This is a genomic window from Nocardioides sp. BGA-UO-ETr-FS32, from assembly GCF_059567905.1.
Genome location: NZ_JCAQOX010000001.1, coordinates 26,454 through 47,977 on the forward strand (window position 1 = coordinate 26,454; position 21,524 = coordinate 47,977).

The 21,524-nt window shown below is 68.4% G+C and carries 24 protein-coding genes; 22 read left to right on the plus strand and 2 right to left on the minus strand.

Annotation, left to right across the window (positions count from 1 at the left end; genetic code table 11):
• Positions 1-45: 45 nt before the first annotated feature.
• Both AC57BS_RS00125 and AC57BS_RS00130 read right to left on the minus strand, forming a co-directional pair.
• Positions 46-465 carry a hypothetical protein gene (locus tag AC57BS_RS00125; protein ID WP_496409525.1) on the minus strand — a complete coding sequence of 140 codons (420 nt, stop codon included), beginning with the start codon at positions 463-465 and terminating at the stop codon, positions 46-48.
• A 207-nt stretch (positions 466-672) separates the two neighbouring features.
• A complete protein-coding gene (locus AC57BS_RS00130; RefSeq protein WP_496409526.1) occupies positions 673-1,047 on the minus strand; it encodes an ArsR family transcriptional regulator in 375 nt (124 codons plus the stop codon).
• A 446-nt stretch (positions 1,048-1,493) separates the two neighbouring features.
• Between AC57BS_RS00130 and AC57BS_RS00135 the strand changes: the two genes are divergently transcribed.
• The 22 genes from AC57BS_RS00135 (at position 1,494) to AC57BS_RS00240 (ending at position 21,520) form a co-directional block, all read left to right on the plus strand.
• Positions 1,494-2,141 (plus strand): hypothetical protein, encoded by a 648-nt coding sequence (locus AC57BS_RS00135; RefSeq protein ID WP_496409527.1) that lies wholly within the window; start codon positions 1,494-1,496, stop codon positions 2,139-2,141.
• A gap of 464 nt (positions 2,142-2,605) precedes the next feature.
• The gene (locus AC57BS_RS00140; RefSeq protein ID WP_496409528.1) at positions 2,606-3,070 is read left to right on the plus strand and encodes a hypothetical protein; all 465 of its coding nucleotides are present in this window, start codon (positions 2,606-2,608) and stop codon (positions 3,068-3,070) included.
• Positions 3,071-3,081: 11 nt separating this feature from the next.
• A complete protein-coding gene (locus tag AC57BS_RS00145; protein WP_496409529.1) occupies positions 3,082-3,813 on the plus strand; it encodes an SAF domain-containing protein in 732 nt (243 codons plus the stop codon).
• 160 nt (positions 3,814-3,973) lie between these two features.
• Positions 3,974-4,585, plus strand: coding sequence for a hypothetical protein (locus AC57BS_RS00150; RefSeq protein ID WP_496409530.1), 612 nt, complete (start codon positions 3,974-3,976; stop codon positions 4,583-4,585).
• The gene (locus AC57BS_RS00155) at positions 4,582-4,887 is read left to right on the plus strand and encodes a hypothetical protein (RefSeq protein ID WP_129479776.1); all 306 of its coding nucleotides are present in this window, start codon (positions 4,582-4,584) and stop codon (positions 4,885-4,887) included. Before AC57BS_RS00150 ends, AC57BS_RS00155 begins: the two co-directional genes overlap by 4 nt.
• On the plus strand, positions 4,880-6,178 hold the full coding sequence (locus AC57BS_RS00160; protein WP_496409531.1) for a TadA family conjugal transfer-associated ATPase: 1,299 nt from the start codon (positions 4,880-4,882) through the stop codon (positions 6,176-6,178). Before AC57BS_RS00155 ends, AC57BS_RS00160 begins: the two co-directional genes overlap by 8 nt.
• 5 nt (positions 6,179-6,183) lie before the next feature.
• On the plus strand, positions 6,184-7,086 hold the full coding sequence (locus tag AC57BS_RS00165) for a type II secretion system F family protein (protein ID WP_496409532.1): 903 nt from the start codon (positions 6,184-6,186) through the stop codon (positions 7,084-7,086).
• Complete coding sequence (locus tag AC57BS_RS00170) at positions 7,083-7,982, plus strand: type II secretion system F family protein (protein WP_496409533.1); 900 nt, start codon at positions 7,083-7,085, stop codon at positions 7,980-7,982. Before AC57BS_RS00165 ends, AC57BS_RS00170 begins: the two co-directional genes overlap by 4 nt.
• 136 nt (positions 7,983-8,118) lie before the next feature.
• Complete coding sequence (locus AC57BS_RS00175; RefSeq protein ID WP_129479768.1) at positions 8,119-8,301, plus strand: hypothetical protein; 183 nt, start codon at positions 8,119-8,121, stop codon at positions 8,299-8,301.
• 94 nt (positions 8,302-8,395) lie between these two features.
• On the plus strand, positions 8,396-8,761 hold the full coding sequence (locus AC57BS_RS00180) for a TadE family protein (protein ID WP_496409534.1): 366 nt from the start codon (positions 8,396-8,398) through the stop codon (positions 8,759-8,761).
• A gap of 35 nt (positions 8,762-8,796) precedes the next feature.
• Entirely contained in the window at positions 8,797-9,183 is a 387-nt protein-coding gene (locus AC57BS_RS00185) for a TadE/TadG family type IV pilus assembly protein (RefSeq protein WP_496409535.1), read from the plus strand.
• Between the two features lie 16 nt (positions 9,184-9,199).
• Entirely contained in the window at positions 9,200-9,631 is a 432-nt protein-coding gene (locus AC57BS_RS00190) for a TadE/TadG family type IV pilus assembly protein (RefSeq protein WP_496409536.1), read from the plus strand.
• Positions 9,632-9,906: 275 nt separating this feature from the next.
• Positions 9,907-12,918, plus strand: a complete 3,012-nt coding sequence (locus AC57BS_RS00195; protein ID WP_496409537.1) for a LysM peptidoglycan-binding domain-containing protein — start codon at positions 9,907-9,909, stop codon at positions 12,916-12,918.
• 403 nt (positions 12,919-13,321) lie between these two features.
• Positions 13,322-14,071 (plus strand): hypothetical protein, encoded by a 750-nt coding sequence (locus AC57BS_RS00200; RefSeq protein WP_496409538.1) that lies wholly within the window; start codon positions 13,322-13,324, stop codon positions 14,069-14,071.
• A 78-nt stretch (positions 14,072-14,149) separates the two neighbouring features.
• On the plus strand, positions 14,150-14,398 hold the full coding sequence (locus AC57BS_RS00205; protein ID WP_496409539.1) for a hypothetical protein: 249 nt from the start codon (positions 14,150-14,152) through the stop codon (positions 14,396-14,398).
• Positions 14,395-15,321, plus strand: coding sequence for a hypothetical protein (locus AC57BS_RS00210; protein ID WP_496409540.1), 927 nt, complete (start codon positions 14,395-14,397; stop codon positions 15,319-15,321). Before AC57BS_RS00205 ends, AC57BS_RS00210 begins: the two co-directional genes overlap by 4 nt.
• 15 nt (positions 15,322-15,336) lie before the next feature.
• Entirely contained in the window at positions 15,337-15,672 is a 336-nt protein-coding gene (locus tag AC57BS_RS00215; protein WP_496409541.1) for a hypothetical protein, read from the plus strand.
• Between the two features lies 1 nt (position 15,673).
• Positions 15,674-16,492 (plus strand): DUF8175 domain-containg protein, encoded by an 819-nt coding sequence (locus tag AC57BS_RS00220; RefSeq protein ID WP_496409542.1) that lies wholly within the window; start codon positions 15,674-15,676, stop codon positions 16,490-16,492.
• Entirely contained in the window at positions 16,489-17,922 is a 1,434-nt protein-coding gene (locus tag AC57BS_RS00225; protein ID WP_496409543.1) for a TrbL/VirB6 family protein, read from the plus strand. The genes AC57BS_RS00220 and AC57BS_RS00225 overlap by 4 nt, the downstream gene beginning before the upstream one ends.
• Positions 17,919-19,457, plus strand: coding sequence for an SCO6880 family protein (locus AC57BS_RS00230; RefSeq protein WP_496409544.1), 1,539 nt, complete (start codon positions 17,919-17,921; stop codon positions 19,455-19,457). The genes AC57BS_RS00225 and AC57BS_RS00230 overlap by 4 nt, the downstream gene beginning before the upstream one ends.
• A 213-nt stretch (positions 19,458-19,670) precedes the next feature.
• Positions 19,671-19,982, plus strand: a complete 312-nt coding sequence (locus AC57BS_RS00235; protein ID WP_496409545.1) for a hypothetical protein — start codon at positions 19,671-19,673, stop codon at positions 19,980-19,982.
• The gene (locus tag AC57BS_RS00240) at positions 19,931-21,520 is read left to right on the plus strand and encodes a putative type IV secretion/conjugal transfer ATPase (protein WP_496409546.1); all 1,590 of its coding nucleotides are present in this window, start codon (positions 19,931-19,933) and stop codon (positions 21,518-21,520) included. The genes AC57BS_RS00235 and AC57BS_RS00240 overlap by 52 nt, the downstream gene beginning before the upstream one ends.
• The last annotated feature ends 4 nt before the right edge of the window (positions 21,521-21,524 follow it).

Genomic DNA, 21,524 nt, shown 5'->3' on the forward strand with positions numbered 1-21,524 from the left:
TTCCAGCGGGGTCTTCGTCGTTTTCAGGGCACTGCCCTGACCCGATCAACCCGTCATCGGCAACTGCTCCCCGGCCTCGTCGGCCATCTGCCAGGCCCGGAGGGCCTTCTTCTTGACACGGGGCTCGAAGGGAACGGCGAACCGGTCGCAGAGGACCTTCGCGACGTAGTCCCCCAGGGAGTTGCCGCGACGCGTGGCTTCGACGATCAACAGATCGGCTGCCTCGCGGGGGATCATGGCGCGATACTTGAAGCGGCCATCGGCGCCGGGCATTGGATCCGGGTGGTCAGTGACCTCACCAAGGGGCACCTCAGCGGGCACGTTGAAGTGGTCGCAGACCACCCAGCCGATGTAGTCGCCGATGTAGCAGCCGAGCTTGGAGGCTTCTGCCTTCACGATCTGCGCCGCTTCGGCAGGCATGCTCGTGAAGATCGTGTGCCGATCGCCCTTCGCCTTGCGTCCCATGCACAGAATCCAACCGCGATTCGCCCGGTTCGCCCGGTAACCTCGGATTAACGGCGTGTTGGAAATTTCGCGAAATTTCGGGGACGTGGATGTCGTCGCCGACCTGGTGACACAGGTAGTCCGAGAACACCTCACGTCAACAACAGCAACATGAGTCACACCGGATCGGACACTCGCCCCGAGATTCTGTCTCACTGGTCGTGACTCCTACCGATCCTGAGCGGTGTCGGGGGAGTGGCGTCCGGTGACGTAGCTGATCCAAAGGTGACCGACTTCCTCGGCACGCTTGACGTCTGTACTCCAGAGGACGGCCCGACCGCGACCGCCTGGGCGACGCTCGTCAGGGGAGCTGTCTGCGACGACGAGGCCGAGCTCTTCGAGAATGGCGAGATGCTTGCGCACCTGGCTTACAACGGTGCCCGTCGCATCGGCGAGCTCTCGGACGCCGAGGGGGCGATCGGCTAGTTGTCTGAGGATCTCGGTGCGGACGCTGTGCCCGATCGCGTCAATGATGACCTTCACCTCCGTCGGCATGTCGCGGGGTGCGGGCAACGACGGCATGGTGCGCATTGTGCCCGACATTCCACTTTTGAAAGGGTCGTGCTACACGTCCGTTTGTGTGATGATGACGGTACCTCAAACTCCAGCTCGGTAGTGGGACGACCCAACGGAGGTCACGCCGAAGCCTGGGTTTGACAGCAACAGGGCAAGCAATGCCGCGGTTCGGGCCGCAGAAGGAAGGGACGCCATGGGGATGCGTCAGCAGCGAGGATCGCGAGTCGCGACCGCCGTCCCGATTGACGATGCGACAGCTCGGGTGACCGACGCGCTGGGAGGCGCGTTCTGAAGTGACTACGCCTCGGGTGTCCGATCCGCACCGCTACCGGTTGCCTTCCTTGGTTAGAGAGCGCCCACGAAGGGAAGGACCCCATCTTGAAGTTCAGAATCGCGCTTCGTCCGCAACACCGCGGCGAAGCGTTCGGCTCTACGCTTTCCAGAACTGTCGCCTACTCGGGAAGGCAACGCCCATGCGTGCCCACACCCTTCGCCGCCACGCCCTCACTGTGACCCTGCTCGGCGTGCTGGCTATGTCCACAGCTTGCGCCGGCGACGACCCCGAGACCGCACCCCCGGACGGACCCGCGACCAGCGCCACCACCACCACCAGCCCTGAACCCACCACGTCGCCGACCCCCACCAAGGACCCCGACGCCTGGAAGACCAGGTTCAGCCCAGCCCAACTCGAGGCCTACGACGCAGCCCTCCGACGCTGGGAGTCCTACGAGTCCCGCTCCGAACCGATCTGGGCCAAGGGCCAGGCGACGCCCGCGGCCGAGAAGCTCTTCAAGGAGTTCTTTCCGCACCCAGCTTGGGAGACGTACTTCGAGCGCCTCGAGACGTACGAAGAAGTCGAGGTGAAGAGCGAGGGGCTCGCATCCGTGTACTGGTCAAAGGCGCAGTCGATCTCCAAGCAAGGCAATTCTGTGCAGATCGTTCAGTGCGTCGACTACACCACGATTCAAGGGATCCAGCGCGGGGAGCCTGTCACTCGCCCGGGATGGCTGGAGAAGCCCCAGTTGCGCAAGCTCTATCTGAGCAGGCCAGAGGGATATGACTGGCTCATCTATGGAATTGTCGATGCCTCGACCGGAAAGCCCGCGCCATGCGAGCCATGATCCGAGGCCTCGTCGTTGTTGCCATCGCGGTGGCGCTTCTGGGGCTAACCGCTCCTTCGTCACTCGCTGACGATCCTCCAAGCTGCCCGGCAGGAGAGGTTCCTAGCGCCGGGCCCCTGGGTTGGATCTGCGTCCCTGCTACCGATCCGGGCAACGGGGGGGACCCGGGCGACGGGGAACCTGGCGACGATGGGTCGACGCCTGGCTCAACGGCGTGCCACAACGCAAGCGGTGCCGAGATCCCGTGCACGGACGAGTACGGGGCAGTATGGAACTCCGCGCAGCAGTGCTACGCCTTCGCGGTCGTCCCGCAGCCCCCGGCGGGGGATCCGATGTGGGAGGGGCACGACCCCAGCGAAGGAGCCGTCTGGGGATGTGATCGGACCGTTTCCATCCCTGAGAACACCTGGTTTGTCCCTGGCGGCGAGGCTCCGCCCGACCCTGGGGAGATGGCGGAAACGATCGTGAAGTCGATGCCGTTGGTGAAGCCGACCGTTCACATGGCCCCGCAGCCGCCGCTGATGACGTACGTCGGGCTACCGACCTGGTTGTGGATGGGCGAGAACCAGTGGAGCAACGTCACCGCTAGCGCCACGATCGGGAGCACCACGGTCACCGTGGTGGCCGAGCCCATCCGGGTGACGTGGGATCTGGGCGACGGTATGGAGACGTGCACCTCGGCTGGCCGCAAGTGGCAGAAGGGCATGAGCTCGGACGAGCAGACGGACTGCTCCTACGCCTTCCGGCACGTATCGGACTTCGAGCCTGACGGCGTGTTCAAGGTGACCGCGGTCATCTCCTACGCCGTCAACTGGACCTGCTCTGGCACTTGTCTCTCAACCGCAGGAACGCTCGGCGAGGTGCCGGGCTTCACCAGCGACGCGACCACCATCCAAGTCGGCGAGCGCCAATCCGTCGTCATCCGATGAAGGGCAGAACTGTGAGCGACACGATGACCAAGCAGGACCGCAAGGCAGCCCGGGGCATGCATGCTCCCGCGCCAGGACTCATGGCCTCCGGCGAGCGACGCGCCACTCAGGGCGGTCCCCGCCACCGGTCCTGGGGCCTGGTGACGGTTGCGGCCTTGAGCGTGCTGGGCACCGGGCTCGCGGTCGCGGCCTGGGGACTGCACGCAGGGCAGAAGGAGTCGGTGCTCGCGCTCGGGGAGCCGGTCTCCAAGGGTCAGGTGATCGCTCGTGACGACTTGGTCACCACGTCGGTGTCGGGTGTCTCCGGGGCGATCCCTGTCAGCGAGATCAACACCGTGGTGAACCAGACCGCGGCCGTCGACCTGGTCGACGGGCAGATCCTGACCTCCCAGATGTTCGCAGCCTCCGCGGTGCCGGCCTCCGGAGAGGCCACCGTCGGGCTGGCACTCGACCCGGCACGGGTCCCCGGGGCGGGTTTGGATCCTGGCGACGTGGTCGACGTGATCGCCGTCCCCGGGGGCGACACCGCCCAGAAGGACCCCGCGGCTCTGGATACACCGGAGGTGCTGGCCGCTGATGCGAGCGTCTACAGCGTCGAGGGTGCTGCCACGGCCGGGGGTCAGGTGCTGGTGACTCTGGTCGTCGACGCGGCCGACGCCGCCCGGATCTCCGCCTACTCCACCCAGAACCGTGTGGCAGTCGTGGAGACCGCACCGGCCGGCGCAGAGACGACGGGGGAGTGAGCTCGTGCTCATATCAATCGCCTCAGTGAAGGGCTCCCCAGGCGTCACCTCGACAGCGTTGGCGCTGGCAGCCGTGTGGCCGCGCCCGGTCGTGTTGCTCGAGGCAGATCCGTCCGGTGGCGACCTGGCATACAGGTGCAAAGCAGCTCACGGCGGCCCTGTGGCTGCAAACAAGGGACTGCTGCAACTCGCCGCCGCGGTACGGGGCGGACTTCCCGGTGCGGGGGTGGTGGTCGATGAGGCGCAGCTGCTCGCCTGCGGGGTGAACCTCGTCCAGGGCGTGACCCGGGCCGGACAGGCCAGAGCTTTCTCCGCACTGTGGCCCACGATCGCCACCGCCTGCGTGGACGCCGAGGTCGACGTCATCGCAGACCTCGGCCGACTGGACCGGGCCAGCGCCGTGATGCCACTGGCCGAGCACTCCACCCACCTGCTTACCGTCGCCGCGGCAACGCTGGAGTCGGTGATGCACCTACGGGAGGACGTCCAAGACTTGATGGGGGCCTTGGCGCAGGTCGCAGCAAACCCCGTCTGCCCGGTGCTGGTGGGACCAGATGCCCGCGCCGGTCGCGACCGTGCGGACCTCGACCAGGTGCTCGACGATGCGGGGATGGCCGTTCGGCCTACGGCTTCCGTGCCCTTCGATCCCAAGGCGCTCGCCCGGCTTGAGCAGGGAGAGTCTCCCTCCGGTCGGCTGGGACGCACACTGCTGCTGCGCGGAGCGAAAGCACTCGCGGCGTCTCTCGGCATGGTTGAGGTGGTGCCGGCATGAACGCCGAGCCGACTCCTGCAGTGCTCAGCGACGACGAGCAGGTCGGCGCTCTCATTCGTGCTCACCAGATGCAGCAGCGGCGGTTGACCATGTGGATGGGGGTGTTCGTCGCTGCGCTCTGTGGGATTGCCGCGATCGTCCTGCATGCGTCGCCCGCCAGTGTGGCAACGGCACTGGGCTTCGGCCTGTTCGTTGTCACCGCGATGCTCGCCAGCGCAGCTCGGGCGCTTGGGCATGACCTCAAGCGGGAGCCTTCGATTCCGGTGTACCGACGAGACCAGTGGGTGAAACGCGATGGTTGATCCAGATCTGCTTCGCACCGTTCACCGCGAGGTCGGGGACCGATTGCACCGCGAGCAGCAGAGGCGGCTTCGCAGCGGCCAGGGCGAGCTGGCCGGCGCCAATGAGCAGCAGTACACGCGCCGGCTGATCGCTGACGTCATCCGCGAGCACGCCGAGAAGCTCCTGGCGGTGGGGCAGTCTCCGCTGAACCCCGAGATCGAGCAGGAGCTCGCCGAAGGTGTGCATGCACGCATGTTCGGTGCCGGGCGCCTCCAGTCGCTGCTGAACGACGAGTCGATCGAGGAGATCGCGATCAACGGCTACGACAACGTCTGGGTGTCCCGGGCCGAGTCGAAGACGCCGTGGGAGCGGGCTGAGTCGGTCGCGAGCAGCGACGAGGAACTGATCGAAGTGATCCAGGGGTTGGCCGCGTACGCCGGCCTAAACTCGCGGCCCTGGGACGCGGCCAACCCGGAGTTGGACCTCACCCTGCCGGATGGATCGCGTCTGTCGGGGGTCATGGGGGTCGCCCCGTGGCCGTCGGTGTCGATCCGTCGACACCGCTGGGAGAAGGCCGAGCTGGCAGACCTGGTCGGCAATGACACGATCACCGATGAGGCCGCCGACTTCCTGCGCGCGATCGTCCAGGCCCGTTTCAACATCATGATCGCCGGCGGCACCAAGAGTGGGAAAACCACCCTGCTCAGGGCTCTGGCGGCCGAGATCGGGCCCGAGGAACGCATCGTCACCGTGGAGAACGCGCTCGAGCTGGGGCTGCACAAGTTCGAGGACCGGCACCCCAACTGTGTGCCGATGGAGGTGCGGCTGGCCAACTCCGAGGGCCAGGGCTACATCGGCATGGACCGCCTGGTGCGGCGCACCCTGCGCATGGCGCCCGATCGGGTCATCGTCGGTGAGGTCCTCGGCCCCGAGATCGTCCAGATGCTCAACGCAATGGGCCAGGGCAACGACGGGTCGATGTCGACGATCCACGCACGCAGCTCACGTGAAGTGTTCGAGCGGATCGCGACCTACGCCATCCAGTCCCAAGAACGGCTCCCGCACGAGGCCTCGTTCCGGCTCATCGCCGGCGGCCTGGACTACGTGGTGTTCATCAGCCGCCACCCCAAGACCGGCAGGCGGCGCCTGGACTCCATCCTCGAGGTCAACGGCTACGAAGACTCGGTGCTGGCCTCGGAGATCTTCTCCGCGGGCCCGCACGGGTCGGCGACCTGGACCGGCACCACTCCGCAACGACTGGACTACCTGGCTGCCGCCGGGTGGCAGCAGCCGAGCACCGGAGGGTGGTGAACGGTATGTCCCTGACGGCGGTCTCTGGTCTTCTGCTCGGGCTCGCGCTTGGTGGCAGCATCCTGCTCCTGGCCGCCGCCCTGATGGGGTGGCGGCCTCCGATACGGACACGAGCCAGCAAGGGTCGCGGGAACGCGCTGTGGGGCAGCGCGGCCCGTCGACGTGCGCTCATCGCGCTCGGCGTCGCGGTGCTGGTCGCGGTCCTCACCAGGTGGCCCGTAGCCGCAGGCGCGGCCGCCGCGGTGATCTACCTGTGGCCCACCATGTTCGGCGGCGGCAAGACCGCGACCGGGCAGGTCGAGCGGGTCGAGGCCTTGGCCACGTGGACCGAGTCGCTGCGTGATTCCATCGCCGGGTCGGTGGGACTCGAGGACGCGATCCGGCACTCCCTGACTGCCGCACCGCCATTGCTCCAGCCGGCGCTCCAGCGGCTCGAGGGACGTCTGCGAGTGCAGATCCCGCTCACCCAGGCGCTGGCTGCGTTCGCGGAGGAGTTCGAGGACTCCTCCGCCGACCTGGTCGTGGCGGCACTGATCCTCAACTCCAAGCTGCGCGGCCCGGGCCTGGTGGCCACCCTCACCGCCCTGGCGAGCGCGGCACGCGAGGAGGTCGACATGCGACGTCGGATCGAGGAGGGCCGCAAGAGTCTGCGCCGGACCGCGTTGATCATCGTCGGTGCCACCGCGATCTTCGCGGGCGGGATGGCGGTGTTCTCCCGCGACTACGTCGCCCCGTACTCCACGCCGCTGGGCCAGTTGATGCTCGCGGTCGTGCTCTCGGTCTTCGCCGGTGGCCTGATGTGGATCAGGTCCGCGGCGAACCTACGCCCGCCTGAGCGGTTCTTGGTCGGGGTTGACCAGGTCGACGCGGCGTTGCAGCCCGGGCTTGCTGGAGGTGGGACCCGATGACGTTCGGACTTCTCCTCGGTGCCGCCCTGGGCGCCTCGCTGTGCCTGCTGGTGTTCGCGCTGGTGCCGCCCCGGCCGGCGTTGGCCAGCGTCGTGGGCCGGTGGGAGCGGCAGCGGGCCCGCCAGGCCGCGGTCGTCGAGCTCGACGTCCACGACACCAGCTGGCAGGGCCGGCTCGGGCGTTGGCTGGTTGCGCAGCTCGCGCAACGGGGCATCACGCTCGGCAAGCTACGCGCCGACCTCGAGCTGACCGACTACACCCTCGAGGGGCACTTGGTCCGCAAGATGACCTACGGGCTGCTCGGGCTGCTGCTGCCGACGATCTTGACCGTCACCATGATGGCGATCGGGGTGACCCCTCCGCTGACGGTGCCGGCGGTCGGTGGCCTCGCGCTCGGTGCACTGTTCTTCTGGGTACCCGACCTGTCGGTCGTCCAGGCGGCTGAGCAGCGGCGGCACGAGCTGCGTCGGGCGTTGTCGTGCTACCTCGACCTGGTGGCCATGTCGCTGGCCGGTGGCCGCGGCATCCCCGAGGCTCTGCCCACGGCGGCGCGGATCGGCACGGGATGGGCTTTCGAGCTGCTGCGCTCGACGATCGACCGCGCCCGCCTGGTCGGGGACACCCCATGGGCGGCGCTAGCCGACCTGGGCAAGCGCACAGGCATGCAGGAGCTCCAGGACCTGGGCGGGGCTTTGATGCTGGTCGCCGACGACGGCGCCAAGGTCCGCCAGTCGCTGACGGCCCGAGCCTCCACCCAACGACGCCGCCAGCTGGCCGAGGCCGAGGGCGCCGCGGCCAAGGCGGATCAGTCCATGGAGATGGCGCAGGTGGTGCTGTTCATCGGCTTCGTGCTCTTCCTTGGGTTCCCCGCGGTCGTCGCGGTGATGGGGATCTGAGCCATGGCCGGCGTCCTGTCACATCAGACCTCGCTGTGGGACCTGCCCCCAGCGAGCAACAACAACTTCCCGGGCGCTTGGGCGTCTGGGCAAACAGAAAGGTAAGCCGATGGTTCTCAACTCTCCCGAGGTCCAGATGCTGCGCACCTACATGAGTGTGCTGGCGTCATCTCTTAGCGGCGGCCGCGAGCGTGACGAGCGCGGCGAGATCGCCCAGACCGTCATCATCGTGGCGATTCTGGCGGCGGCCGCGATCGCAATCTGCACCATCATCGTCACCAAGTTCACCAACAAGGCGAACACCATCCCGACCGAGTGACCACCGATTGGTAACCAGGCTCTGACTTCGAGGGAGGGATTCGCGGGTGAAGCGGCAGGTGCAGCGAGCAGGAGACCATGACGAGCGCGGGGCAATGTCCCTAGCGCAGGTCGTCATCACCGCGCCCGCGCTGCTGTTCCTGCTCATGCTGATCGTGCAGTTCGGGCTGATGTTCCACGCCCGCAACATCGCGGAGCAGGCGGCCCAAGAGGGTGCCGCCGTGGCACGTCGCTTCGATGGGACCCAGACTCAGGGTCGCGAGAAGGCGCTCCAGCTGCTCACCGCCGTGGGGGAGGGCACCCTCAAGAACCGCGACGTCACCGCCAGCCGGACCGCCGACACCGCCTCGGTCACCGTTACGGGGACGGTCGTCTCGGTGGTGCCGGGCTTCTCGCTGTCGGTATCGGAGAGCGCCTCGGGACCGGTCGAGAAGTATGTGCCTCCGGTGGACAACCCATGATCCGCAGGCGTCCGGGCCGCCGTGATGAGCGGGGGGTGTCAGCGATCGAGCTGACTCTGATCGCACCGGTGCTCATGGTGGTCTTGCTGTTCGTGGTCGGGTTGGGACGGATGGCGCATGCGCGGCAACAGATCGAGGCTGTCGCCGCCGATTCGGCTCGAGCCGCGTCTTTGGAGCGCAACACCAGTCAGTCCGCCCATGCCGCCGAGGTCGCTGCCACCCAATCGCTAGGAGACGCCGGGGTCAGCTGCACCAACCTCAACGTGGACGTGGACTTGTCGAGCTACCAGCCCGGTGGCCGCGTCACGGTCACCGTGTCCTGCAAGACCAAGCTCAGTGACGTGGCTCTGGCCGGCTTCCCCGGCAGCCGCGTGTTCTCCGCGACCTCGTTGGTCCCGATCGAGACGTACCGCGGTGGCTGAGGCAATGGGGAACGACATGAAGATCTCGGACACCATTCGGCGACCGCAGCGGCGACAGGATGAGCGTGGGGCCGCGACCATCTTCGTGGTCCTGTTCACCGTGGCGCTGCTCGCGGTCGCAGGCCTGGTCATCGACGGCGGATACGCACTAGGCGCCAAGCGCGAGGCAATGAACAACGCCGAGCAGGCCGCCCGGGCCGGAGCCGACGCCCTCAACCAGGGTGCCCTCCGCGACGGACAGACCATGGTCGACCCGGGGCGGGCGGTCAACGCCGCACAGGCCTATCTGGCGCTGGTGGGCGCGCAGGGAACGGTGGATATCGCCGGCGGTGAGGTCACCGTCACCGTCACCGGGCAGCAGGACACCAAGCTGCTCTCCGCGGTCGGGGTGGGCTCCATCCCAGTCAAGGCGACCGCCACTGCGCTCTCGATCGACGAGGACGACTAAAGGAGGCCCTGTGCGCCACGGCGCGCCAGGAGACAGCCTGTTCGACAGAGAGGACAACAACGATGCGACACATCAAGGCACTGCTAGCAGGGGGCGTGTTGGCTGCCCTCGTTGTCGGCCCGCCGTGGGCGCTGCTCCGATACATCGGCAACCCTTGGCCGGCCGAGGGCGTCTCGCTGTCGGCGCCGCTCACCGATGGAGCGATCGTTGGCCTTCTCGCCGTCGTCGTGTGGATCTTGTGGGCCCAGCTGATGGCATGCATCGCCGTGGAGGCGATGGCCGCCCTCACCGACGATCGTGTCCGGCTCGACGTGCCCTTCGCGCTCGGTGTGCAGCAGCACCTCGCGCGGCGACTCATCACCGCTGTGGTCATCGCGACCGTGGCTACGCCCGTCGCCTCCGGCGTCGCTACAGCGGCGACGGCCAGCGGTGGGGCTCTCACGACAAACAGCGCCACACCCGCTGCCAGCTCCAGTAGTACTCACACGCAGGTGGCTGCAGCCGAGCAGGATCGAGGTCGGGCTAGCGAGGACACCTCGCAGCAGCAGCGGGAACACCGCACTGCCCAGGTGACGGTGATGCGGCTGGACTCGCTGTGGTCCATCGCGGAACGCCACCTAGGCGACGGTGCTCGGTGGCCAGAGATCGCAGAGCTCAACAGAGGGCTCACCATGAACGACGGCACCACCTTCGTGGCTGCGGATCACATCAAGCCAGGCTGGGAACTGCGCGTGCCGGCCGAAGGCGCGGGGCCCGACATGGGCGCGGTCACCGTGCGACCGGGCGACACCCTGTCGGAGATCGCGCGGGAGACCACTGGCGACGCGGACAACTGGGAGGCGCTCTACAAGGCCAATGAGGACGTGGTCGGAGGCGACCCAGACCTGATTCGTCCCGGTCAGGTGCTCGTGTTGCCGGGTGCCGGTGCCGTCAATCCGATCGAGGATCATCTTCCGCAGTCCCGGGGGCGTCAGCGGGACGACGCGGACGGCTCAAGCGGCAACGCCACTGATGAGCGGCAAGGCGGCGCACACAGGGGCAGCACAGACCATGCGGCTGGCCAGGACCAGCCACCGGTTCCTTCGACGGCTCCTTCGGCCTCGGTTAGTCCGGCCGTCCCGCAGGCAGAGGTGGAGCAGGGAGACCCCCGCCTCTCGGAACAGGCCCCGGCCGAGGCCGGCGAGTCTGAGGACGAGGGTGAGATGACCGCGCTGCGGGCACTGCTTGCGAGCGCGGTATGTCTCTCAGTGGGTTCCTTGGGACTACTAGCAGCGAACCGTCGTCGTCAGTTCCGTAGCCGCCGGATCGGGCGGACGATCGCCTCGACGCCCGACGAGCTCACGGAGGTGGAGCAAGCACTGGTCGAAAGCGGCGCAAACGCACAAGCTGACGTCGAGTTCCTCGACCGGGCACTGCGGCACGTGTCCGCTTCTTGCAAGGCGACGGGCAGCCCTCTGCCACAGCTGGGAGCCGCAGTACTCGGCGAGGAAGACCTGACCCTGCTGTTCACCCACTCCGCCACCCGCGAGGTGCCAGAGGGCTGGACGGCCACCGAGGACGCGCGCGCGTGGATCCTGCCGCGCGAGACCTTCCTCGAGGAGGACCTGGAGACCCAGCCCGCTCCGTACCCCGCCCTCGTGAGCGTTGGACTGGACGAGAGCGGCCGCACCTGGATGCTCGACCTGGAGACGTTGGGCATGTGCGGCATCGGCGGCGAGCCGCAGCAGGTCGCCGACCTGATCCGCTTCATGGTGGCCGAGCTGGCCGTCAACGACTGGGCCGAGGGCTGCGAGGTGCTGCTGGCTGACGAGTTCGCGGCCGAGACAATTCGCATGAACCCGGGCCGGCTCCGTCAGGTCAAGCGGAGCGACGCCCTGGCCCGCGCCGCTGTGCTCACCAGCGAGATGGGTGAAGTCGAGCAGAACTTGAACGCCGACGTGCTGACCCGTCGGCGCGACGGGCTGCTCCTGGACACCGCCCACCCCGTGGTGATGGTCCTGGCCTCCCGACCCGAGGGCGAGTTCATCTCAGACATCGAACCTCGCGACCGGTCCCGAGTGGTGCTGGTGCACGGCGACGAGGAGTCCCCGGTGGTGGAACTGGGACTCGACGGGATGGCGTTCCTGCCAATGTGGGGGATCAGTGTCAAGGCGTTCACGATCCAGCCGGAGCACGCGGCACCGATGGCGGACCTCCTCACCGCCACCCGCAACCTCGAGGACGAGCCGGTGCCGGCAACCCAGTCCGATGACGGACCGTTGGGCAAGTACGCCCGTGCCGACGGGGCGCTGCGCGAGGAGTACACCGAGCCCCGGCACACCGAGGGCAACGACCCGACCTCGCAGCTGCCTGAGGCCGATGAGATCTACATGGCGACGGCGGCAACGACCCCGGAGGACCTCGCCGCAGGGGCGCCCAGCGTTCCGGCGGAGATCCGCGCGGAGATCGATGCCCTCGACCCGACCTTGGACCAGGACGTCGCCGATTGGTTCGACGAGTCCTCCTCGCGACCCAAGGTGCACCTGCTGGGACCGGTCGAGGTGACGTCGCTCAACGGAGGCGACCCAAGCGCCATCGGCAACCTCAGCGGCACCGTCTCCTTCATCGCCTACCTCGCCGTTCAGGACCACGGAGTGACAGCCGAGCGGGTCGCCGCTGCCTTCGGGTGGAAGACCCAGAAGACGGTCCAGAACCGCGCGACCAACGCCCGGTCGCTGCTGGGCACGCGACCCGACGGCACCGACTGGTTGCCGGACGCAAGCATGAGCGCCGGGGCCCGGCGAGGCACCAGCCCGACCTACGAGCTCGTCCGAGACTTCGATGGGGTGCTCACCAGCGCAGACTTGTTCGTGCGGCTGAAGTTCCGGGCTCAGAAGCGCGGCGCCCACGGTTGCGAGGAGGACCTGCTGACCGCCCTATCCCTGGTCACCGGCGCCCCGTTTGAGGCCGCCAGCGAGCACCGTTTCAAGTGGCTCTTCCAGGCTGGCCAGCAGCGCCATGACGAGATCCTGGTCGGCGCAATCCATGACGCAGCCCACGTGCTCGCCACGCGAGCGATCGCGGAAGGTCGCACCGACCTCGTCCGGCTAGCCTGCGACGCGGCGCGGAAGGCCAGTCCGCACAGCGACATCCCCTGGCTGGATCAGGCCGCGGCGACCGAGGCAGAATCCGGCCGCGACGCCGCTGGCGAGCTGGTCCGGGAGAAGGTTCTCGACCTCTTCGACGAGGACCTCCCGCTGCGCTCGGAGACCATCGTTGAGCAACGTGAGTGGGGCGCCACCGGGTAGCCCCCGACCGGGCTCCTAACGCCTTCGGCCCCGTCTCACCCTCAACCGGGTGCGGCGGGGCCGAACGCTTTTCCAGGCCGGCGCTACCCCCTGCCGCCAAACTTTTTTCGCAGTTTTCATATCGGGAGGCGGTGGGCCCCGCACAGGGTCTGACCTGCGGTTTTGCGCGTTGGTGAGCGCGGTGGTGAGCGGTGCTGTCACCTCGTGGGGCATCGGCGGCGGCGTTAGTGAGCGAGGTGGTGAGGGGTTGGTTCTGCAGTAGGCGCGTCCTGCTCGCCTCTGCCCTCGGAGGACCGCCATGTCGGCCAGTCGCCCCGCCTACGAACTCACCCACGGCCCCACGTGCCCACCTGCCACCGAAGCGCCCCCGAGCGAGGGCCAGAACAACCGGGCCCAAAGCGCCTTGGCCACCTCCGTCGTCAGCAGCCTCCACCGGTCCGAGAAGTGGGCTCAGTGGCAGCAGGAAGAGCCGCGGCTGGTCGGGTTCGACAGCCTGGAGGAGGCACTCGAGGGGTGGCGTCGCCGCGACAATCGCTGCTACCAGGTGGTGGCCGGGTTGACCGCGCTGGGGTCGCGGCGCGGCGGCGATGACGACGACGCCGCCCTAGCGGTCGCGGTGCTACTCGAGGACGGGGTGAACCGGGTGGCCACCACCCTGACTGACGTGTGGGAGACCGACGACGTCAACACCACGGTGTGGGAGGAGGTCAAGGCAGCCGAGCCCCAGCTGGGCAGCCAAGCCGCCCGCTACCTGCTGCAGCGGGCCCGACAGCGGCTCAGCCGGCCGGCCGCAGGCATGGTTGCCCGGGTCAACACGACGTCCCTGGACGCGCGGGCCGGCATACAAGAAGCGCCCAGCGAAGCAGGCCCGGACCGCGACCTCCGCATGGCGGTCCCCGCCGTCGAGGACCCGGTCGAGGACCTGACGGACCTGTTGACGTGGGCAACCGGGGTCGGGGTCATCGGCAGCGAGGACGTCGACCTGCTCCTAGAGCTTCTCGCCGAGGAGAACGGCGGCTTGGCACGCGAGGAGGCGCAGCGGCTCGTCGGCGAGCGGCACGGTGTGGCCATGCGCACGATCCGGCGGCGCCGGGACCGCGCGGCCGCACGGCTTCGTGATGCGGCTCCGAGGTACTTGGCCGAGATCGCCTGAGCACTCCGGTCCCGGAATTTCTTGAAGACTTCGCCGCTCCCTGTCCGATCCGGACAGGGAGCGGTTGCTGTTCCCCACATGAGCGAGCAGGCCCCCAGCACAGTCACCGCCTCCGACCCGACCCCGGAGATCGTCGCGCAACTGCTGGACGTGGTAGCCGACCACAACGTCGACCACGCACTGTCCGACATGGAGCGGATGCTTGAACGCCTGCGTGCAGACGCAGCACAGGCCGCCGAGGCTCGTGCGGTGCTCCGCACCACCCCCGCCCCGGTACTGCGTGAGGCGCTGCGACTGCGGGCCGCCCGGATCGAGACAACGCGATGAGGACCAGCACCACGCCCCGGTACTCCACCCGCGAGCTCCAGGCCGCGGCAGCGGCGCTCGCGGACGGTCGCTTCTCGCCGACGACCTCTCGGGCAGGCGCCCCGGCAACGATCGACGACCAGCCCACCCATCCGCACCGCCGCCCTGACGGCACCGCCGACGAGGGCGAGCACCGCACCGAGAGCACCCCGGTCGAGACAGACCCGGCGGCCATCTCCATCGGGTCGGCACCGCTGGTGCGGGTGCGAGCCGCCAACGCTGGTGCGGGCGCGTCGACGATCGCACTCGCGCTCGCCGACGTCGCCGACGCCGCAGGCATCCGAGCACGGGTGCTCGATGCGGCCACCCCGGCTTGGTCAGGACTCACGGGCGCCACCGTCACCGAGCTGGGAGCTGCCGAGGGCTGGCGCCGCGGCCGCCGAGGTGCGGGCGTGCTGATCGACCGCGTCGACGAACTCGTCCATATTCCGGCGCAGGTGCCCAGCCCGCGGCCTGCTGAAGGCGTCGACCTCACGGTGTTGGACGCCGGCTGGTCGATGCGTGAGCTGGCGGCCAGCGGAGCCGACACGTGGGTCTCAGCAACCCTCGCGAACGTCGAGGTCCTCGTGACCCGTCCACACGCGCTGGCGCTCAGTCAGAGCGAGGCTGCGCTGATCGACCTCGAGGACCAGCTGAACGCCGGCCAGGTCCTGGTCGTGGTCGTGGGCGCCAGCCGATGGAGCGATCGCGAGCTTGCGAGCGCCGGCCAGCTTCTTCGTGCCGCCCACCGACAGGACGCCGTGCTATTCGCGCCGCTGCTGTCCGCCAAGACCCTGCCGGGCCTTGGCCCCGACCCGCTGCCCAAGCAGCTCACTAACCCCTCTCAGCGCCTGCTGGAGCGGATCACCACGATCACCGGGCCGCTGACGGCGAACCGGACCTGAAAGAAGGAGACACAGATGTACATCGAAGCAATCTCCGAGGTCGTCACCCAGGTGACGGCCCTCGCCGGAGGCGCCATCCAGGCCGAAGGCATGGGCAACGTGTGCGCCAAGGCCCCCCAGGGCGTCCAGACCTACGCCAACGACGTCGTCGGGTGGATCAAGTGGGGTGTCATCGTCCTCATCATCGGCGCCGGCTTCGCCTCCGTGGGGATGATGGTCGCGGGCAAGATCAGCTCGAGCGGGCGCGCCGCTCAGATCGGTGCCTCAGGGATGTTCTGGACCGTGATCGGCGCGATCGCGTTCGTGACGATCTACGCCATCCTCAACGGCATCGTCGGGAACGGCTGCTGACATGCTGAAGCGTTCCCGCGACGTCTACCAGTCCAGGCTGGTCGACCCCGACATCGAGTGGAACCGTCGCAGGCTGCAGCTCGTGCTGGGGGTAGCCGCTGTCGTCGTCCTCGCCCTGGTGGCGGGCGGCGTGTGGTCGGTCGTGGGCATGCTCACCTACTCCTCCACCGACAAGAGCACCGGGTCGGGGTCGGCACAGCCAGCCCACGACCAGCTCGCCGGCAAGCAGCTGCCCGAGGCGCCGCTGGAGGCCGCTCAGCCCGGAAGCCTGTCATCGGGCACCACCGGCACGCTCGAGATCCCTGCACCGATGGAGGTGGGGGAGTTGGGCGTGGCGACCGGGTTCCCGCACACCCCGGAAGGGGCGCTGGCCCAGCTGGCCGCGATCGATACGACCGCGCTGAGCTCCGCCTCAGTCCGGGTCGCCCAGGACGTCATCACTCAGTGGGCAACCCCGGGCGGTCCGACGCCCGAGAGCTGGACGGGTGTGCAGGCGGTGGCCGCACTTCTGGAGTCGGCTGGCATGTCCTCGGATGCCAAGAACACGATCACCATCGCTGCTGAGCCGAAGATGGGGTTCATCAAGGGCACGGTCGGAGATGACTTCGTCGTCCCGTGCATCGACTTCATCATCACCGCCACCATCGCGGGGGGACAGCCGCAACAGGTCGCGGCCGCCGACTGCCAGCGCATGGTCTGGCACGAGGGGCGCTGGATGATCGGCCCCGGTGATGAGCCCGCACCGGCTCCCTCGCTGTGGCCCGGCTCCCAGGCCTCCTTCGACGCCGGCTACCAGTGGCTGGAGGTGCCGCAGTCATGATGAGTCAGGCCATGGGTCATGTGGTGACCATCGTCCCGATGTTCAGCCTCAACCCCCTGAAGTGGCTCGGCGGCAAGGCCAAGGAAGCGTTGGCCGAGGGGTTCACCTCGATGATGATGGGCATCTGGTCGGCGGGAATGTGGCTGCTCAAGACGGCCTTCGGGCTGATCGACAACTTCACCCCCAACGTCGCCGACCCCGACCTGGGCAAGCTCTACTCGGTCACGTTGTGGGTCTCGCTGGTCATCGCCCTAGTGATGGCGTTCGGACAGATCGGCCTAGCGGTTCTGCGGCAGGACGGCCGCGGGTTCGGGACCCTTGCTGCAGGGGTCGTGCAGTACGGCGTCGTGCTGTCCTGCTGGGTGGGAGTTTCTGCGGGGCTCATCGCAGCCGCGTCCGGGCTCACCGAGGGCATCCTGGACACCCTGCTCGGCGTCGACAGCTTCTCCGGATACGCGGCCGGGGACGGGTTCGTCGACACTGTCTCGGGGAGCGTGGCGGCAGCCACGCTCGGGGTCTGTTCGCTGTTCATCCTGATTCCGGCGGCCTTCGGGCACATGGTGATCATGATGGTGCGGTCCGCTGCGCTGCTGATCCTCGTTGCCACCATGCCGATCGCGGCCGCCGGAGCCTTGTCGGAGGGCACGAAGTCGTGGATGTGGAAGTCGATCCGCTGGTTCATCGCGTGCGTGCTGATGGAGCCGCTGTTGGCGCTGGTGCTGGGGGTGGGCACCCAGTTCGCTTGGGCAGGCATGCCCGACGGCAGCGAGAACGGGGCCTCCTCCAGCGCTGAGAACATCGGCATGTCCGTGATCGGGTCGATCATCATGTTGGTGGCCTGCTTCATGCCGATGGTGCTGTTCCGGCTGCTGGCCTTCGTCGACCCCGGCACCGCCTCGGGTGCCTCGTTCCGCTCGACGATGGACGCCAACGGCGGCGTTGCCGGCCTGGTGAAGGGCAAGGGCGCCGGCGCCCAGTCGGCCGGCTCGGGTTCCGGTGCCGCCAGCGAGACCTCCTCGGACGGGCGCACCACCTCGGAGAACGGCGCCGAGGCGGAGAACGCGAACCGTTGGCAGTCCTCGAAGATCTCCAAGGTCGGCGGCGCGGTCGGCGGCGTCGTCGCCGGCGCGATGGAGAAGACCGGAAAGGTCGCCCAAGCCGGCGCCTCGATGAGCGTCGACGTGCTGGGTCAGAGCGGGATCGGCAACCAGGGCTACTACCCCACCGAGCACCACCCCAAGCAAAGACGACAGGGCTCCCCGAAGCAGGGCTCGTCCCAGCAGGGCTCGTCCCAGCAGGGCTCGTCCCGACAGGGTCAGGAGCAGGGGCACACGTCGAAGCCTTTCAACGACACCAACGGCGACGGCATCGCCAACGACATCAAGCCCGTGGCCACAGAAGCCATTGAAGATGGAGCGTTCCTAGCATGAGCGTGTACGGAGCATCAGCGACGCGAGACAGGCAAGCCTGGCTCTTTGGGCTGACCGGCCCTCAGTTCTTCCTGATCCTGGCCGCCGGGTTCCCGACTTGGATGGCCATCGCCATCGGGCAGTGGGTGACGCTGCTCGTCCTCGTCCCGCTGTGGGGCGTGGTCGGTCTATTGATCTGCCTGCCGATCCGCGGCCACTCGGCGTTCCAGTGGATCGGGGTCCTGTTCCGGCACTTGGCTGGGGCAGCGTTCGGGTGGTCGCGGTTCCAGTCCAAGGCCGCTGCCGGCGACCTCGACCTCGGCGACGGCGAGAACGACCAGGACGACGGCGACGCCGGGGAGGCGGACCTTCCCGGGATCTTGGCCGGCATCCAGATCCACGACGGCCCGCCGATGACGGGGCAGACCGCCCGGCCGGCGATCATCCAGAACCACGCGACTCGCACCTGGGCGGCCACCGCACGGATCGTCCACCCCGGTATCGGGATGAGCGACGACTCGGACCGGTTCCGCATGGGTGCCGGGCTGACCGAGATGATGGAGGCCGCCACCGCAGGCACTCAGATCGACCTGGTGGTGGTCCAGGTTCGCACCGTCCCCGACGATGGCACCGAGCGGGCCGAGTGGGTGCGTCACAACGCCCGCACCGACGAGCCGCGGGTCTCGGCCCAGGTCAACGACCAGCTCGATGCGATGACCGCCGGGGCGGCGGTGCGACGCGAAGCGTTCGTGACCGTGGTGGTTCGTGAGGACGTCATCAACAAGGACGCCAAGCGCGCCGGACGCGGCGTGATCGGTCGGGCGCGCATTCTGTACTCGGTGCTGGCAGAGGTCGAGGCCCGGCTGACCGGCTCGATCGGCTGCACGCGGGTGAACTGGCTCGACAGCTCCGAGCTCGCCGTGGCGATTCGCACCGGGTTCGAGCCAGGCGATGCGCCCGCGCTCGCGGACGCCGCGATCCACCACCGCGACAACCCCTCGATCGCGGCCGGTGTCCCGGTCGGCGCCGCAGGTCCCACCCATGCGTCGACAGCGCTGCGCTCCTACCGGCACGGTGAGTGGGAGTCGATCTCCTCCACCATCCTGCTGCCCCGCAAGGGTGCCCGGATGGGTGCACTGGCCCGGGTGCTGGTGCCTTCCCAGCCCGGAGAGCGACGCGCGCTGACCGTGTTCTACCGGCCGGTCTCACAGCAAGCCGCAGACCGGACCACCGGTCGCGCGCAGATGTCGGCGGTGATGGCCGGCACGCTGCGCGAGAAGGCTGGTGTGGTCGGGCGGGCCAAGGACCGGCATTCGGTCGGCAACCTGCACGAGCGCGACGAGAAGCTGGAGAGTGGCCGCTCCTTGGTCAGGGTGTCCTCCGCGGTGTCGGTGACGGTCCCGGCGGAGTGGAACGTGCAGGACTTCGGCCGCCGTCTCGACGCGTCGATCCGCATCAGTGGCTTCACACCTCTTCCTCTCGATGGGGCACACGACGCGGCGTTCGCCGTGTCCTCCATCCCCTTGGGGGCGGGCCTGCCCCGGAAGCGACGCTAACCCAGGGATCGGGGGCGCTGCGCTCCTGAAACAGCCCGGCCGTCGGATGTCCGATCCGACGGCCGGGCTGTTGCTTTTCCAGACACCGCAGCACCAACACCCGACCCAATGAAGGAAATGCCCATGATGTCGTCGCGCTCGAGGACCTACCCGGCCGGGAGCACGCAGCGGCCCTTGGGAGGCCACCTGCACGAGATGGCCACCACGCGCCCCGTGCCCACACCCCGAACGTGGTGGCACAGCCCCTACCTGGGTCGTCAGGGCCTGATGCTCGGCCCGCAGACGTTCGTGCTCGGGCAGCCCGGCTCGGGTAAGGGGCGCAGGCAGCCCGGACACGGCAAGACCGCGCTGGTGCGCGAGCTTCACATCGAGGCGAGTCGGCGCCGGTTCGGGCCGTCGGTCATCTTCGACGAGGCGGCAGTCTTCACGCCGGTCCTGCCCTTGGTCGCGGGCGGCGCGATCGACCCACTCGCGTGGGCGCCCCGCCGCTCGACGTCTTCGGCCCGCACGGCGGGGGAGTGGTGAGCGTGGCGTCGACCAGGAGCCGCGCCCGCGGCGGCGCCAAGAACCCCGGCGCGGCGTCGCGGACGATCGACGACCTGCTGGCGGACTTCGGGACCACGATGCCGCGCAAGTTGCCGCCCGCGGCGGAGCTGCCCATGGAGAAGCTGTTCCCCGGCTCGGTCAAGCCCAAGGGGGTACGGCGGATGGGGCACGGCTGGGCCGCGAGCCTGCCGCCGCTGGCCGGCTATCAGATGACGTCGGAGGAGACCCCCGTCCTGTGGCCACTGATCTCCGGGGACGGGCTCCCGCCATGGGGCGCGGAGATGGGCTACGACGCCCTCTCGGGCGGCAAGTTCTACTGCGACCCGATGGGTTGGGTGCTCGACGACGCGATCCCCGTCACCAACCCCAACATCTTCATCTTCGGCAAGCCGGGCCGCGGTAAGTCCGCGACCGTCAAGGCGTTCATGCTCCGCATGATCCGCTACGGCTACCGGTCCCTGGTGCTTGGCGACGTCAAGGACGAGTACGAGGACCTCGCCCGCTTCCTCGGCGTCGACCCGTTCCGTATCGGCCCCGGCCTCGCCGGCCGGATCAACCCCCTCGACTTCGGCCCGCTCGGCGGGGACTGGGACAAGCAGACCCGCGAGGAGCAGCACCGCCGCGCGACCGTGATCTTCAACCGCTGGCTCTTCTTGATCCGCGGCCTGGTCGGCTCCCAGGGCGTGACGTTCTCCCCGACCGAGGAGCGGGTGATCAACAAGGTCCTGCGACACCTGACCGGCTGGTCTGCCGGCGCCTCCCAGCTCAAGCCGGTGACCATTCCCCAGGTGTGGGCGGCGCTGGACTCGCCCAGCAAGGACCTAGTCGCGGACTGCCGCTACTCCTCCGAGCAGGACTTTTTCGACGGCACCCGGCCGTTGCGCGACGCTCTAGGTGCCCTGTGCGAGGGGTCGCTGCAAGGCATGTTCGACACCGAGTCGACCTACCGCCCCGACTGGCGTGCCCCCATCCAGACGCTGTCGCTGCGGTCGCTGCACGAGACCGGCAACAAGGTCGCCGTCGGCATCGCGCTGATGTGTCTCAACTCGTGGGGCCAAGGCATGCGGGAGACAGCGTCGGCCGGCGACCGGCGGATCGTGCTCCGCGACGAGGCGTGGCTGCAGACCCGATTGTCGCTGGACGCGGTCATGGCGCTGGACTCCAACCTGCGACTCTCCCGCACCGAGGGCGACATCCAGATCGTGACCTACCACAAGCCATCGGACCCGCTGTCGGCCGGCGACCAGGGCAGCCAGGCGGCCCAGATCGCTAAGGACCTGCTCGGCCTCTCCGACGTCCGCATCCTGATGGGGCAAGACGAGTCGGTCGCCGACGAGCTCGGCAAGCTGATGGGCCTCTCAGAGATGCAGCAGGGCGTGATCACCGGCTGGGCAATGCAGGACAAGGGCCGTGCCCTGTGGATGGTCGGCGACCAGCGGTACAAGGTGCACACCCTGCTGACGCCTCTGGAGAAGAAGCTCACGTACACCAACGACGCGATCGCCGCGGACGCCTGAGGGG

Coding starts and splice junctions, on each gene's coding strand:
- AC57BS_RS00125 (WP_496409525.1), bottom strand. CDS start 465: ATGGGACGCAAGGCGAAGGGCGATCGGCACACGATCTTCACGAGCATG.
- AC57BS_RS00130 (WP_496409526.1), bottom strand. CDS start 1,047: ATGTCGGGCACAATGCGCACCATGCCGTCGTTGCCCGCACCCCGCGAC.
- AC57BS_RS00135 (WP_496409527.1), top strand. CDS start 1,494: ATGCGTGCCCACACCCTTCGCCGCCACGCCCTCACTGTGACCCTGCTC.
- AC57BS_RS00155 (WP_129479776.1), top strand. CDS start 4,582: ATGAACGCCGAGCCGACTCCTGCAGTGCTCAGCGACGACGAGCAGGTC.
- AC57BS_RS00160 (WP_496409531.1), top strand. CDS start 4,880: ATGGTTGATCCAGATCTGCTTCGCACCGTTCACCGCGAGGTCGGGGAC.
- AC57BS_RS00165 (WP_496409532.1), top strand. CDS start 6,184: ATGTCCCTGACGGCGGTCTCTGGTCTTCTGCTCGGGCTCGCGCTTGGT.
- AC57BS_RS00170 (WP_496409533.1), top strand. CDS start 7,083: ATGACGTTCGGACTTCTCCTCGGTGCCGCCCTGGGCGCCTCGCTGTGC.
- AC57BS_RS00175 (WP_129479768.1), top strand. CDS start 8,119: ATGCTGCGCACCTACATGAGTGTGCTGGCGTCATCTCTTAGCGGCGGC.
- AC57BS_RS00180 (WP_496409534.1), top strand. CDS start 8,396: ATGTCCCTAGCGCAGGTCGTCATCACCGCGCCCGCGCTGCTGTTCCTG.
- AC57BS_RS00190 (WP_496409536.1), top strand. CDS start 9,200: ATGAAGATCTCGGACACCATTCGGCGACCGCAGCGGCGACAGGATGAG.
- AC57BS_RS00195 (WP_496409537.1), top strand. CDS start 9,907: ATGGCCGCCCTCACCGACGATCGTGTCCGGCTCGACGTGCCCTTCGCG.
- AC57BS_RS00205 (WP_496409539.1), top strand. CDS start 14,150: ATGAGCGAGCAGGCCCCCAGCACAGTCACCGCCTCCGACCCGACCCCG.
- AC57BS_RS00210 (WP_496409540.1), top strand. CDS start 14,395: ATGAGGACCAGCACCACGCCCCGGTACTCCACCCGCGAGCTCCAGGCC.
- AC57BS_RS00215 (WP_496409541.1), top strand. CDS start 15,337: ATGTACATCGAAGCAATCTCCGAGGTCGTCACCCAGGTGACGGCCCTC.
- AC57BS_RS00220 (WP_496409542.1), top strand. CDS start 15,674: ATGCTGAAGCGTTCCCGCGACGTCTACCAGTCCAGGCTGGTCGACCCC.
- AC57BS_RS00225 (WP_496409543.1), top strand. CDS start 16,489: ATGATGAGTCAGGCCATGGGTCATGTGGTGACCATCGTCCCGATGTTC.
- AC57BS_RS00230 (WP_496409544.1), top strand. CDS start 17,919: ATGAGCGTGTACGGAGCATCAGCGACGCGAGACAGGCAAGCCTGGCTC.